Annotated in this window: 9 protein-coding genes; 7 read left to right on the top strand and 2 right to left on the bottom strand. The window is 60.7% G+C overall.

From position 1 onward, the window contains the following. The first annotated feature begins 415 nt into the window (after positions 1–415). From lon to cmoB, 6 genes are all read left to right on the top strand, one after another. Positions 416–2,833: an endopeptidase La gene (gene lon, locus M0814_RS23375; protein ID WP_103484078.1), complete on the top strand. Its 2,418-nt coding sequence runs from the start codon at positions 416–418 to the stop codon at positions 2,831–2,833. Between the two features lie 143 nt (positions 2,834–2,976). Continuing rightward, a complete protein-coding gene (locus M0814_RS23370) occupies positions 2,977–4,023 on the top strand; it encodes a hypothetical protein (protein WP_146774719.1) in 1,047 nt (348 codons plus the stop codon). A 141-nt stretch (positions 4,024–4,164) separates the two neighbouring features. Beyond that, positions 4,165–4,557: a protease inhibitor I42 family protein gene (locus M0814_RS23365; RefSeq protein WP_003227841.1), complete on the top strand. Its 393-nt coding sequence runs from the start codon at positions 4,165–4,167 to the stop codon at positions 4,555–4,557. Positions 4,558–4,559: 2 nt separating this feature from the next. Continuing rightward, positions 4,560–5,195 (top strand): lysoplasmalogenase, encoded by a 636-nt coding sequence (locus M0814_RS23360; RefSeq protein WP_177434764.1) that lies wholly within the window; start codon positions 4,560–4,562, stop codon positions 5,193–5,195. Positions 5,196–5,369: 174 nt separating this feature from the next. Further along, positions 5,370–6,149 (top strand): carboxy-S-adenosyl-L-methionine synthase CmoA, encoded by a 780-nt coding sequence (gene cmoA / locus M0814_RS23355; RefSeq protein ID WP_177434766.1) that lies wholly within the window; start codon positions 5,370–5,372, stop codon positions 6,147–6,149. After that, complete coding sequence (gene cmoB, locus M0814_RS23350) at positions 6,146–7,102, top strand: tRNA 5-methoxyuridine(34)/uridine 5-oxyacetic acid(34) synthase CmoB (RefSeq protein WP_103484076.1); 957 nt, start codon at positions 6,146–6,148, stop codon at positions 7,100–7,102. The genes cmoA and cmoB overlap by 4 nt, the downstream gene beginning before the upstream one ends. 132 nt (positions 7,103–7,234) lie before the next feature. Here the strand turns inward: cmoB and tadA are convergent, their stop codons facing one another. Continuing rightward, positions 7,235–7,732: a tRNA adenosine(34) deaminase TadA gene (gene tadA / locus M0814_RS23345; RefSeq protein ID WP_103484075.1), complete on the bottom strand. Its 498-nt coding sequence runs from the start codon at positions 7,730–7,732 to the stop codon at positions 7,235–7,237. Beyond that, positions 7,732–9,108 (bottom strand): multicopper oxidase family protein, encoded by a 1,377-nt coding sequence (locus M0814_RS23340; RefSeq protein WP_103484074.1) that lies wholly within the window; start codon positions 9,106–9,108, stop codon positions 7,732–7,734. Before M0814_RS23340 ends, tadA begins: the two co-directional genes overlap by 1 nt. A gap of 226 nt (positions 9,109–9,334) precedes the next feature. On the opposite strand from M0814_RS23340, the gene M0814_RS23335 reads away from it, so the two are divergent. Further along, positions 9,335–13,975: a membrane-targeted effector domain-containing toxin gene (locus M0814_RS23335; RefSeq protein ID WP_103484073.1), complete on the top strand. Its 4,641-nt coding sequence runs from the start codon at positions 9,335–9,337 to the stop codon at positions 13,973–13,975. The last annotated feature ends 72 nt before the right edge of the window (positions 13,976–14,047 follow it).

The raw sequence follows: 14,047 nt of genomic DNA, 5'->3' as shown, positions 1-14,047 counted from the left end.
CTGAGTGGAGGGATTGATCCGGGGGTGGGAGCGCAGCGACCGTTTGGCGCAGCCAAACACAGCGAGAGGAGGTGCAGCGAAGCAAACCGGAGGCGCTGCGCCCGGATCAATCCCGGAACGAAGGAACCCCGAGCCCCAGCGAGCGGGCCGCACGCAGGAGCAAGCGTTTTTTGCTTACTTTTTTAGGCGCTTGTAAAAAAGTGAGTCGCCGTAAGGGCGAAACCGTCAGCAGCCACACCCGCAGAAATGGATATTCACAAAAAAACACCCAGAGCATGGTCGGCCCAAAGGCCGCCAAGTCCAAAGCGAGCCCCCTGTCAAAACCCTGAACACACAAGCAGAAACACCCACCCCCATTGAAACCACCCAAAGCCTGCCCCATCTAAGACCCATACCCCATTGCGCAGGTGCCCCAATGAGCGACCAGCAAGAATTCCCGGACAACCCCGACGATTACACCGAAGCTGACCACATCGAACACCACTCCACCGGCAAAGGTCTCGCCCTGCCCGGCCAGAACCTGCCGGACAAGGTCTACGTCATCCCGATCCACAATCGCCCGTTCTTCCCGGCCCAAGTGCTGCCGGTCATCGTCAACGAAGAACCCTGGGCCGAAACGCTCGATCTGGTGAGCAAATCCGAACACCACTCCCTGGCCCTGTTCTTCATGGACACGCCCCAGGAAGACCCGCGCCACTTCAACACCAAAGCCCTGCCGCAATACGGCACGTTGGTGAAGGTGCACCACGCCAGCCGTGAAAACGGCAAACTGCAGTTCGTCGCCCAGGGCCTGAGCCGCGTACGCATCAAGACCTGGCTCAAGCATCATCGTCCACCGTACCTGGTGGAAGTCGAATACCCGCACCAGCCGACCGAGCCGACCGATGAGGTCAAGGCCTACGGCATGGCGCTGATCAACGCGATCAAGGAACTGCTGCCGCTGAACCCGTTGTACAGCGAAGAGCTGAAGAACTACCTCAACCGCTTCAGCCCCAACGATCCGTCGCCGCTGACCGACTTCGCCGCCGCCCTGACCTCCGCCACCGGTTCCGAGCTGCAAGAAGTGCTCGACTGCGTGCCGATGCTCAAGCGCATGGAAAAAGTCCTGCCGATGCTGCGCAAGGAAGTTGAAGTCGCGCGCCTGCAGAAAGAGATCTCCGCCGAGGTCAATCGCAAGATTGGCGAGCATCAGCGCGAGTTCTTCCTCAAGGAACAACTCAAGGTCATCCAGCAGGAACTCGGCCTGACCAAGGACGACCGCAGCGCCGACCTTGAACAATTCGAGCAACGCCTGGAAGGCAAAGTCCTGCCGGCGCAGGTACAGAAACGCCTCGAAGAGGAAATGAACAAGCTGTCGATCCTCGAAACCGGATCGCCGGAGTACGCGGTCACCCGCAACTACCTCGACTGGGCGACCTCGGTGCCGTGGGGCGTGTACGGCGAGGACAAACTCGACCTCAAGCACGCGCGCAAGGTGCTCGACAAACACCACGCTGGCCTCGACGACATCAAGGATCGCATCCTCGAATTCCTCGCCGTCGGTGCCTACAAAGGCGAGATCAGCGGCTCGATCGTGCTGCTGGTCGGCCCGCCGGGCGTGGGTAAAACCAGCGTCGGCAAATCCATCGCCGAATCCCTCGGCCGACCGTTCTACCGCTTCAGCCTTGGCGGCATGCGTGACGAAGCCGAGATCAAGGGCCACCGCCGCACCTACATCGGCGCGCAGCCGGGCAAACTGGTGCAGGCGTTGAAAGACGTCGAAGTGATGAACCCGGTGATCATGCTCGACGAGATCGACAAGATGGGCCAGAGCTACCAGGGCGACCCGGCCTCGGCGCTGCTGGAAACCCTCGATCCGGAGCAGAACGTCGAATTCCTCGACCACTACCTCGACTTGCGCATGGACCTGTCGAAAGTCCTGTTCGTGTGCACCGCCAACACCCTGGATTCGATTCCCGGCCCGTTGCTGGACCGGATGGAAGTGATTCGCCTGTCGGGCTACATCACCGAAGAAAAAGTCGCCATCGCCAAGCGCCACCTGTGGCCGAAGCTGCTGGAAAAAGCCGGCGTGTCCAAGGCCAGCCTGAGCATCAGCGACAGCGCGCTCAAAGCCTTGATCGACGGTTACGCCCGTGAAGCCGGGGTGCGTCAACTGGAAAAACAGATGGGCAAACTGGTGCGCAAAGCGGTGATGAAGCTGATCGACGACCCGAATGCGGTGATCAAGCTCGGCCCGAAAGACCTCGAAGCCTCGCTGGGCCATCCGGTGTTCCGCAACGAACAAGTGCTATCCGGCACGGGTGTGATCACCGGCCTGGCCTGGACCAGCATGGGCGGCGCGACCCTGCCGATCGAAGCGACGCGAATTCACACGCTCAATCGCGGTTTTAAACTCACCGGGCAACTGGGTGATGTGATGAAAGAGTCGGCGGAGATCGCCTACAGCTACGTCAGCTCGCACCTGAAATCGTTCGGCGGCGATCCTAAGTTCTTCGATGAAGCCTTTGTCCACCTGCACGTGCCGGAAGGCGCGACACCGAAGGACGGTCCAAGCGCCGGCGTGACCATGGCCAGTGCCCTGCTTTCGCTCGCACGCAACCAGGCGCCGAAAAAAGGCGTGGCGATGACCGGCGAACTGACCCTGACCGGGCATGTACTGCCGATTGGCGGGGTGCGCGAGAAGGTGATCGCGGCGCGGCGGCAGAAGATCTTCGAACTGATCCTGCCGGAGCCGAACCGCGGCAACTTCGAGGAATTACCGGACTATCTGAAAGAAGGCATCACAGTGCACTTCGCCAAGCGCTTTGCGGATGTGGCGAAAGTATTGTTCTGACTCAACCCATCATCGCTGCGGGCCAACACCCGCAGCGATGGTTATGCCTGTTTTGCTTCCAGGAACAAAACCGGCAGTCCATAACAGTCTAAAGAACTGTCAACTCTGACAGTACCTTCCAGCCTCCCGCCTACCGATACTTCGTGCTCAATTGGCTTTTGACCCGCGAGCACATGATGGAAAATCCGAGCGCAATTAGCGCAAGCATCCAGCAGAACCTTACCGGCGAATTCAGCGCCACGTTCACTAGCGATACCGTTTCGGGCGAAGCGCGGTATCCCTACCGCTCTCAATCCATTCAAAACGCACTGGCCAACGTTGCCGGTTTCCTCGACTTTGAAAGCACTTCCGGTACACGGCCACTCCATCAATCGATCACCAGTGATTATCGTGGGATCCGGATGACCCTCAAATCGGACATCGTTTCCGGCAACCATACCTATCCGAAAGACGAGGTCATCCAACTCATTTCCTACAGTGAAATGCAACGAAGTGGCACCAGCTTCAACTTGATGACTTATAAGCCCACCCATGCCGAGCTTGAACTGAAAATCACCGAAGATGGACGCCGCTATTCCGGAACCCTCACTTTTGAGGTGCTGATTGATGGCGAGCATCTAAAAATCGAGTCCACCTTCAATGTTGTATTGCACTCTGCCAACAGCGCCGCAAAACAACTGCGCTCGACACAGAACGCCCCGGTGAACGTCAATGCGGCCGCGGCAACGCTGCAAAACATCACGGGAGAGTTCAACGCACGGTTTTTCTCCGACGCTAGCGGCACATCCATTGCGCGAGCGCCCTACCATTCTTCCAGCCTGACGTATGACACCCTCTTTCTGATACCGGACATCAACTTCTCCAGCCAGAGCGGTACCCTCTCATCACTGAACGACACCACCAGCGACAGACGCAAATTTGAAATTCATTTAAAACAGGGCGTCACCTCTGGCACCTATCAATATCCGAGCCCGGGAAGTCCGATCACCTTGCTGCGATTCGATGAAATGCGCTGGGTGTTTGATCAATACATGCGCTGGAGCCTGGACATTGTCAAAGCTACCCTCGTACTTGAAGTCACTGATGATCGGCACTACGTCGCCAAAGACTTATCCATAACCGCCAAAACCCCTACTGGCGCGGACTTGTACATCAAAGCCGACTTTGACATTTACCTCGCTTGGGATTAACCCTTGCCGCGTTCGAACGGCTTGCCCGCCAACCACGGGTTGAGCCGTTTCCCATCATCATCAGCGGCAACCTTGAGACACACTTTGTCTCATCTTCAGTTATGCTCGCCGTTCGTCGCCAACGTCGGAGCCGCTGACCTTATGTCCCCCACTCGCCTGTTTGTCCCCCTCGCCCTTTCCCTGCTGGCCGCCTGCGCCACGCAGCCGAAACACAACGTGACCGTGGAAAAACAGAGCGAATGCCCCGTGCGGCTGACCAACGGACAAAACCTGATCGTGATGCTGCCAAGCAATCCGACCACGGGTTATCGCTGGGCGATTCAGGATTCGGCGGGCGGTGTGCTCCATGCCCTCAGCCCCGAGGTTTACAGCAGCCCGAAAGATTCCGGCATGGTCGGCGCGGGCGGTTTTTCCACTTGGCGTTTCCAGGCCTTTGCCACCGGCACCGGCCGCCTGCGCCTGACCTCGCAGCAACCTTGGGAGCCCGAAGTAACACCAGTGGAAACCTTCGACTGCGCCATCTCGGTGAACTGACCGTGGGCTGGCTGATTCTGGCGCTGATGGGCGCGGTGACGTTTCTCTACGGCGTGAGCACCCATGCGGCGCTGTTGTGCCTGTTGGTCAAACCGTTGCCGGTGCTGGCGCTGCTCGGCTGGCTGCACGATGCACCACCCAGCGACTATCGGCGCTGGATCAGTCTGGGGCTGATTTTCTCGTTACTCGGTGACGTGTTGCTGGCGTGGCCGGGGGATTTGTTCGTGTTTGGCCTGGGTGCGTTTCTGGTTGCGCACCTGGCCTATCTCAAGGCTTACCTCAGCGATTGCAAACGTCTGGCACTCTTGCCGCTGGTGCTCGCGCTCGGCGTGGGCGCGGTGCTGCTGGGGATGCTGATCTCCAGCGGTCTTGGGCCATTGCTGGTGCCGGTGGTCGTCTACGGCACCGCGATCAGCGCCATGCTCTGGCGCGCCCTCGCCCGCCTCGGCACCGACGTGCCCAAGCGTTCGGCGCTGCTGGCGGCGGCGGGCGCGGTGGCGTTCGTGTTCTCCGACAGCGTGATCGGCATTGATCGCTTCGTATCGCCATTCCACGCGGCCCCATACGTCATCATCCTCAGCTACTGGCTGGGCCAGTGGGGGATTGCCGCTTCGGCGTTTTCCGTGAAACACCGCTAATTTTGTAGTGAGGGGATTTATCCCCGATGGGCTGCGCAGCGGCCCTGAAACCGGCCAATCAGGTATGTCAGACAGACCGCGGGCACAAATCTTGGGGCTGCTTCGCAGCCCATCGGGGATAAATCCCCTCGCCACGTCGGACAACCCAAGCATCCCGACGCCACTTTGGCTAAAATGCCGGCCTTTTCCACCGACACCGCCGGAACCGCCGTGAGCAAAGAACCCGATCGCATTTTCGCCCAGCCGATGGCCCAGGTGCCTGACTTCGCCTTCAACGAGGACGTGGTGCGGGTGTTCCCGGACATGATCAAGCGCTCGGTGCCGGGTTACCCGACCATCGTCGAAAACCTCGGCGTGCTCGCCGCGCAGTTCGCCCAACCAAACAGTGTCCTTTACGATCTCGGCTCATCGCTCGGCGCGGTGACTCAGGCCCTGCGCCGTCACGTGCGCACCGACGGTTGCCGGGTGATCGCGGTGGATAACTCGGCGGCGATGGTCGAACGCTGCCGCGAATACCTCAACGGTCAGGATTCGATGTTCCAGGAGTTGCTGCCGGTCGAAGTGATCGAAGGCGACATTCTCGCGCTTGAGTTCAAACCGGCCTCGGTGGTGGCGCTGAACTTCACCCTGCAATTCATCGCCCCGGAACAGCGCACCGCGTTGCTCACGCGTATCCGCCAATCGCTGCTGCCCGGCGGCGCGCTGATTCTGTCGGAGAAGCTGCGCTTCAACGATGCGCAAGAGCACGCGCTGCTCACCGATCTGCACGTCGCATTCAAACGCGCCAACGGCTACAGCGAACTGGAAATTGCCCAGAAGCGCAGCGCCATCGAAAACGTCATGAAGCCCGACAGCCTCGAAGAACACCGCGAACGCCTGCTGGCCGCCGGGTTCTCGAAAGTCGTGCCGTGGTTCCAGTGTCTTAACTTTGCCTCGTTGATTGCCTTGCCATGATTGATCTGTCCCCCCTCGCCCGCCGTCTGGCCGGCACGCCGCTGGCCGACTGGGCCAACACCCTGCAAGGGCAACTCGACAAGAAAATGGAGAAAGGCCACGGCGATCTGGAGCGCTGGCAGAGTGCGCTGGACGCGTTGCCGAAGATCCAGCCGAGCGAAGTCGATCTGCTCAACGGCCTGAAACTCGACACCGATTGCGACGATGAAACCCGTGCACAAATGCGCACCGCGCTGATGGGCCTGTCGCCGTGGCGCAAGGGGCCGTTCGACCTGTTCGGCGTGCACGTCGACACCGAATGGCGCTCGGACTGGAAGTGGTCGCGGGTCGCTCCGCATCTGGATCTGAAGGGCAAACGCATCCTCGATGTAGGTTGCGGCAACGGTTACTACATGTGGCGCATGCTCGGCGCCGGTGCCGACAGCGTGATCGGCGTCGATCCGAACTGGCTGTTCTTCTACCAGTTCCAGGCCGTGCAGCGTTATCTGTCCGAGCCGAACGCCTGGCACCTGCCGTTCCCGTTCGAAGACCTGCCGCCAAACCTGGAAGGCTTCGATACGGTGTTCTCGATGGGCGTGTTCTACCACCGTCGTTCGCCGATCGAGCATTTGCTGGCGCTCAAGGATTGCCTGGTCAAGGGCGGCGAACTGGTGCTGGAAACCCTGGTGGTCGAAGGCGACAAGCATCAGGTGCTGGTGCCGGAAGACCGTTACGCGCAGATGCGCAACGTGTGGTTCCTGCCATCGGTGCCGGCGCTGGAATTGTGGCTGCGCCGAGCTGGCTTCACCGATATTCGTTGTGTCGACGTCAGCATGACGACGGTCGATGAACAACGAGGCACCGAATGGATGAAGTATCAGTCGCTGAGTGACTTCCTTGATCCGGAAGATCACAGCAAGACCATCGAAGGGCTGCCGGCGCCGATGCGGGCGGTGATTGTCGCGAAGAAATAACCCGATCTCCCCTGCACAGGAGATCCCCCCTGTGGGAGCGGGCTTGCTCGCGAAAGCGGTGTGTCAGGCAACATTTAATCGCCTGACACACCGCTTTCGCGAGCAAGCCCGCTCCCACATTGGAGGTGGTGTTTATTCAGATGGCTTTGCGCGCCGGGCGCGGAAGAATTCGGTCAGCACTGCTCCACATTCTTCGGCCAGTACCCCTCCCTCATACAACACCCGGTGATTCAAAAAGCCCTGGGTAAAAAACTGTCCCTGACTCTGCACAATCCCGGCCTTCGGCTCCAATGCGCCATACACCACCCGCGCAATGCGCGAATGCACGATCAGCCCGGCGCACATGCTGCACGGTTCCAGCGTCACGTACAGCGTGCTGCCGGGCAGGCGATAGTTGCTGACAGCTTGCGCAGCGGCGCGGATCGCGACCATTTCCGCATGGGCACTCGGGTCGCTGGTGGTGATCGGGCAGTTGTAGCCACGCCCGATGATTTCGCCGTCCTGCACCAGCACCGCGCCCACCGGCACTTCGCCCAGGGCTGCGCCTTGCGCGGCGAGGGCCAGTGCTTCACGCATGAAATCGCGGTCACGGCTGCGGTCGATGATCGCGGCGGGGCGAATCTGGCGCATCACTTCACCTCGATGGCGGCCATCAGGCCGGTTTCCATGTGGTCGATCACATGGCAATGGAACATCCACACCCCCGGGTTATCCGCCACCAGCGCCACTTGCGCACGCTCGTTCTTGCCCAGCAGGTAGGTGTCGGTGAAGTACGGGGTGATCTTGTGCCGGTTCGACGCAATCACCTTGAAGCTCATGCCGTGCAAGTGGATCGGGTGCTGATACTGGGTCATGTTCTTCAGTTCGAAGATGTAGCTCTGGCCCAGTTTCAGGCTGGCAATCGGCCGATCAGCGCAGGTCTTGTCAGTGATGTCCCAGGCCTTGCCGTTGATCTGCCACAGGCTCGGCGGCTTGCCGTTGTCGACATTCACCGACACCGAACCGACCCATTCGAAATTGAAGTTGAGTTTCTCGGCATTCGCCAGATCCGGCTCGGCCACCGGGTTGGCGGGCAAGGCTTTCGGCCACTCGGTCGGCGCATCGTTATTGGCCACCGAGCGCAAAGTCCCCAGACGCACCGGGCCATTGCGCAGCGACAACTCTTCACCGGCCGGCGGCGCCTTGATCGCCAGGCAAATACGCATGCCCGGGCCGAGCCAGTATTCCTTGCCCAGCGGCCGCGGCTCGATCGGGTTGCCGTCCAGCGCATAAATCTGCGCTTCGACGCCGGGGATGTTGATGCGATAGGTCAGCGTGTTATCGAGGTTGAGCAAACGCACCCGGGTGATCTGCCCGGCCGGCAATTCGATCACCGGCGAGGGCACGCCGTTGATGGTCGACAGCCGCCCCGCCGTACCGCCACGCGCCGCTTCGCGCGGAACACTGAACTCGACGAAATGCCCCTCATCGTCGATGTGCCAGTTCTTCAGACTCAGGGTCTTTTCGTACTTGAAACCGGTCGGCTCGCGCTCTTCGACAATCAACGGCCCGACCAGCCCGCGCCCCAGCTCTTCGCTGCTGCTGACGTGCGGGTGATACCAGTAGCTGCCGGCGTCCGGCACGCGGAATTTGTAATCGAAATATTCACCGGGCAGCACCGGCAGTTGCGAGACGTACGGCACACCGTCCATCTCCAGCGGCAGACGAATGCCGTGCCAGTGAATGGTGGTCGCCACCGGCAGGTGGTTGATGAAACGCACCCGCAGCCACTCGCCCTGACGCACGCGCAGTTCAGTGCCCGGCGCCGACGGGCCGAACGCCCACGCCTCGGTCTTGTGCCCTGGCACCAATTCAACGTCCAGTGGCGCCGCAATCAGCTCGTAGTCGTGGCCCGCATCAGCATCGGCCATCTTGCCCAGCCAGTAGCGCGACGCGCCTCCTGCTCCGACACCAACGACAACAAGACCGGCCAGGCCACCGAGGATTTGGCGACGGGTAAAGGACATGAACTCAACTACCTCACGTATCTGCTTCGGGCGCCGGGCCCGCAAAAGGCAAATACGATACACCTGCAATTGCGAAACAGTAAGGGCAGCGCGGCGGATGGACGCAGTTGCGCCTCGCGCGTACACGATTTCGAGCGCTCAAGTGACATAACTATGTAGTGCACATGCCTCAAACAGCCGGGCCATCCTGTGCCACCCGTTTCTCATGGATAGAGAGTTCAACCACATGCCAAGCCCGATGCCCAACGCCGCCGACAAGGCCGCGCTCAAGGCGATTGCCGCCACCGTCATCCAGACCTGCCCGAGCCTGCAGGATGCCGCTCGACAGGTCGCCAACGACTTGCTGAGCAAATACCAGGTTCACGGCCTCGACCCGGATCAAGTGTATTTCCACCGCTTCGACGCCTCGCAAAGCAGTTCGAAAGCCTTCACCGGCTGGGAGCATGTGCACGCCACGCCCACTTCAAGCATGACCCTGACCCAATTGGTGATTCACCGCTTCCGCGTCGCTGATCAGGACAACGCCGACCTGCTCGACGTCTATGGCGGCTTCTACACTGCCGGCCCCGAGGCCCGCACCTTCGATGAGCGCAATGAAGTGCGCCTGCACGGCAACGACGTGCTCAAGGACTTCTGGAGCATCGACTTCAGCGCGCTGTACGACGAACAACTGAACGCTTTCTGGAACACCAGCGGCAGCGACTTTCGTACCCTGGCCAAGTGCAATTTCCTGATCAAAGCGCTGCAGGCGCGGGACCAACGTCAGCTGAGCGACGCGGATTTTCTGTTCGTTACGCGAGCGGTGATCGGCCCGCTGACCTGGCCGGTGAACCTGGCCATGCTGCAGGCACAACAGCGTTGTCCGAACAGCGTGCGCAGGCTGGATCTGGCCGGTTATGCCGCGATCAACGTTCTGCGTTTCGTCGCGCCCCAGGGTCGGCAGATCCTCTATCTGCCCGGTGACAGCGACGCCTTTCAGGTACTGGAAACCGCCACCGACCTGCACTTCTGGATCCTGCAGCGGATGAACAAACGCTCTGCCCGCGAAACATTCCTTGCGCATTTCTCGCTGGCCGACCGGCAGCAGATCAACGCCAACCTTGGCGAGCTGATGAATCGCCTGGTAGCAACGTGGAGCCGCTACGACCACTCGCTGATCAATCAGGACAACCTCGCGGTCAGCGGCGACGCCTTCACCTGGCTGAGCGACTCGACCCGCGCGGCGATGTTTGCCGAGGCCAGCCTGTCCCTGACCTCCAATGGCGACCAGCGCAAGAAACTGTGGATCGGCTACCTCAGCGCCGGGGTCAAGGTGTTCGGGCCGATGGCCGTGGTCGGCTGGCCAATCGCATTGCCGGTGATTGGCGCCAGCATTGCCAGCATGGGCTTGAATATTGATCAGGCGGTCAATGGCAAAACCGCCACCGAGCGCAAGGCCGGAATCCTCGGTGCAGTCCTCAGCGGCATCGACATGCTGTTCAACCTGCTGGTCCTCAAGGGTCCGGGATCGCTGGTCGAAGTCGGCCCCGAGGTGGATGCCGCCGAAGCGGCGGAAATGGCCGACCTGATCGAGAGCAATCAACCTGAACCTGCACCACCGGCGGTGCAGGCGCCCCCGATCCCGACTGATCTTCCCGTAGCGCAGACACCTGCCACGGACATCCCGCAATCGTTCAAGATCAACCGGGTCTTGGGCGAGGACACGCTGATCAGCGAGCCGGGCAAATTTCGTGGTATCCATCGACTGGCATCCAATCCCTCATCCGCAATCAGCCTTGGTGACAGCGCCTACTACGTGCGTTTTGAAGAAAATCTGAATGGACGTGGCAACTGGGCAATCATTGATCCCGCCCGGCCCGACGCCTTTTCCGGCTCGATCCCCGTCCGGCTGAACGCTGACGGTGCCTGGGAGGTGGCGCCGAGGTTGGGGCTTCGCGGCGGTCTCGATATCCCCATGATCGCCGGTGGCAGTGAAGCGAGCGGTCCCGCCGTCGAACCATGGGCGCAAACACCGGGCATCCATGTTCCCGGACTCGATGATCCCGACATGCGCGCCTGGGCGCTCGGCGGTCCGGATCTGCAAGCCCAGTTCCGCCGCGCCTGGACCCTGGGCGGCATCGACATGCACAGCGTGATCAGGCCCGAAACCGAAGCAGGCAATGCACTCATGCCGCATGCGCATGAGGTGATCTCGTTAAGCGAGTTCGACCTGGCGCAGGAACAAGCACGTGCGACGCTGATCAGCGATGCCAACGCCTGGTATGAACTGCACCCGCCGGCTCCACGCCTGCATGTACTGCCGCCGGAGCCCGTCGCCTCCCCGAGCGAATTGTTCGACGTCGCGCTGGCGGAGAAACCCGGGCTGGTGATCGGTGAAAGCCGCGGCAGCATCGGCAGCAAGAAACTGCTGATCGAACACATGCCGCATCTCGCCCGCAGCGGTGTGAAGACCCTGTACCTGCAAGAGTTGCTGGCCAACGTCAATCAACTGGATCTGGATGCGTTCGCCCGCACCGGGGAAATGTCCGAGGAACTGCGAGACTACCTGAACAGAATCGACTTCCGGGCCGGCAACGACCCGGACGGCAAATTCAACCTGATGGCGCTGGTCAAGGCCGCCAACGCCCAGCGCATCCGACTTCAGGCGATCGACCTGTCGACCACTTACAACATCAACAAAGATTCGCTGCAGCCCTTCCCCAACAACCAGATGGCGCGCAGCTTCTTTGCCGGCGAAGTCATTCGCTTTCATCAGGAACTCAATGGCCCGGGCAAATGGGTGGCATTGGTCAATCAGGAAAACATGAGCGCCTTTCGCGGCTATCAAGGCATCAGCGAGCAGACCGAGGCCTTGAGTGTACGCATCGACGATGTAACGCCGGGACAAGCCGAAGCCATCGGTAGCGACCCTGGTCTGGCGGTGGAATATGCCGATTACCCCGACTCCCCGGTCGAGGAAATTGCCGGAGGCCTGAGCGATCCCGACAGCATTCAAAATCTGATCAAGGGCGACTGGCGGGTGCAAATGGAAACGCCGTGGGCATACCGCACGCCGCAAAATCTGCGCGCACTGTTGCCGGAACCGGGAATGTTCACGTTTCAGCGCTACCGCAGCAGCCTGCTGGTGGTCTACCGCAATGCCGAACGCCACATGGCTGACAGCGCGATCAGAATCACCCCCGCCGGCAGGCTCAACCTCGATACACCGCTGGCCCCGCCCCCTGAATCGCTGACCGTGGACACACTGGACGAGTTGAAACAGGCGCTGATCGAAAAAGGCCTGAAGCCGATGGGTTGGCCTCAAGCGAGCGCCACAACGCTGCTTGAAGACACTCCGCGACCAGTCATCCCGTCGAACTGGCAGGCCAATGAGTTGCTGGACGGGATTACTCCGGTGAACGAGCCAGGAAAATTCCAGGGCATTTATCTGCTCGATTCGAATCCTGCGACCGCGATCTCGATCGACGACACCGCCTATTACGTACGCTACGAAACCGACATCAACGGCAGCGGACACTGGGCTGTGATTGATCCCGAGCATCCCCACGGCTTTACTCGCTCGATCCCGGTACGCCTGAACCCTCAGGGCGAATGGGAAACCATACCCCGCGCCGGCCTCAGTGGCGGTGGCAAGCCTGCGGTGACGGCCGGACCGAGCAGCCGCAGACCGGTGCTCGCCCTGCCCGCCTCGCAATACGACATGCCGGCGCCGCTTAAGACGGAGTTGGAGGAAGGCGCGGACGGCCTGAATGACGAAGCATTGCGTGATTTCTACGACAGCCTGAACGAGTTCGATGCCTACCGCGACTTCAAGGGCATCCGTAAACGCCTGTACCGCGACGCCCGGGATTTTTTCAGCACCTTGCGCCTGCCCGAACGCCCTCCCGTCCCCACCCTGGCAGCCGACGCGACCGCCGAGGAGATCATCGAGAAAATCCTCGAACATGCCCGGGGCCTAGTGATCGGCGAAAGCCACACCGCCGTTGGCAGCAAGCAATGGCTGATCGAGAACATGTCGTTGCTGGCCAGCAAACAGGTGAAGAGCCTGTACATGGAGCATTTGCTGACGGACTTCCATCAAGCCGCACTGGACGAGTTCTTCCAGACCGGCAACATGCCGAAAAAACTCGAGGCGTATCTCAAGGCGCTCGACGTCGGCAACATGACCGATCCGCTGCAGCGCTACACGTTTCTGGAACTGGTCAGGGAAGCCAGAAAACAGGGAATCCACGTGCAAGCCATCGACTGCATGGCAAGTTATCGCCTCAATGGCATGGACATTCCGTCCGGCGATGAGGCGGCGCGGCAGAAAATGATGAATTACTTTGCCCGCCTGGTGATCCGCGCCGACCAGGCTGCACGGGGCGCACACAAATGGGTGGCGCTGATGGGCAATTCCCACTCCAACAGTTTCGAAGGCGTGGCCGGCGTCAGCGAACTGGAGGAGGCCGTCGGCATTCGCGTCGAGGATGTCCCCGAAGGGGCTGCGCGGGGCATCGAAGTCGACCCGGGGAAAATCCTGCCGTTGGGCGGTACCGAGCATGATCGCTCGGCACTGGTCAGGGGCGACCTGCGCCTGCAGATGGAAACGCCCTGGACCGCGCACACCATGACGGAATTCGAATCCCTGTTGCCGCGCTACGGCATGTACTCCCTGAAGCAGCAACCCAACCGGACCTTCATCGTGCATCGCAGTCGCACGCGAGAGCTGGTACGGACCAGCATCGAGACCGACGGCACGCGCTTCTACATCGAACGCCCCGGCTGGCCTTCGGTGAGCGGTAAACGCTACCCGAGCATGAAAGCGCTGCTGCAGGCACTGGATGACATGGGCATGCAACTGGGCGGCTGGTCAAAACCGCTGTAACGCAAAAACGCAAAAAGCCGTGTGAAACGGATTTCACACGGCTTTTCGGTTGCAGCGATCAAGCCTTTACAG

The sequence above is a fragment of the Pseudomonas sp. MWU12-2020 genome (genome assembly GCF_023100605.1).
Lineage (GTDB): Bacteria > Pseudomonadota > Gammaproteobacteria > Pseudomonadales > Pseudomonadaceae > Aquipseudomonas > Aquipseudomonas fluorescens_H.
This window is presented reverse-complemented; position numbering and strand designations above follow the sequence as displayed.

What these genes read in the sequence shown, in the direction of transcription:
- lon (WP_103484078.1), top strand. Translation starts at nt 416, where the DNA reads ATGAGCGACCAGCAAGAATTCCCGGACAACCCCGACGATTACACCGAA.
- M0814_RS23365 (WP_003227841.1), top strand. Translation starts at nt 4,165, where the DNA reads ATGTCCCCCACTCGCCTGTTTGTCCCCCTCGCCCTTTCCCTGCTGGCC.
- cmoA (WP_177434766.1), top strand. Translation starts at nt 5,370, where the DNA reads ATGCCGGCCTTTTCCACCGACACCGCCGGAACCGCCGTGAGCAAAGAA.
- cmoB (WP_103484076.1), top strand. Translation starts at nt 6,146, where the DNA reads ATGATTGATCTGTCCCCCCTCGCCCGCCGTCTGGCCGGCACGCCGCTG.
- tadA (WP_103484075.1), bottom strand. Translation starts at nt 7,732, where the DNA reads ATGCGCCAGATTCGCCCCGCCGCGATCATCGACCGCAGCCGTGACCGC.
- M0814_RS23340 (WP_103484074.1), bottom strand. Translation starts at nt 9,108, where the DNA reads ATGTCCTTTACCCGTCGCCAAATCCTCGGTGGCCTGGCCGGTCTTGTT.
- M0814_RS23335 (WP_103484073.1), top strand. Translation starts at nt 9,335, where the DNA reads ATGCCAAGCCCGATGCCCAACGCCGCCGACAAGGCCGCGCTCAAGGCG.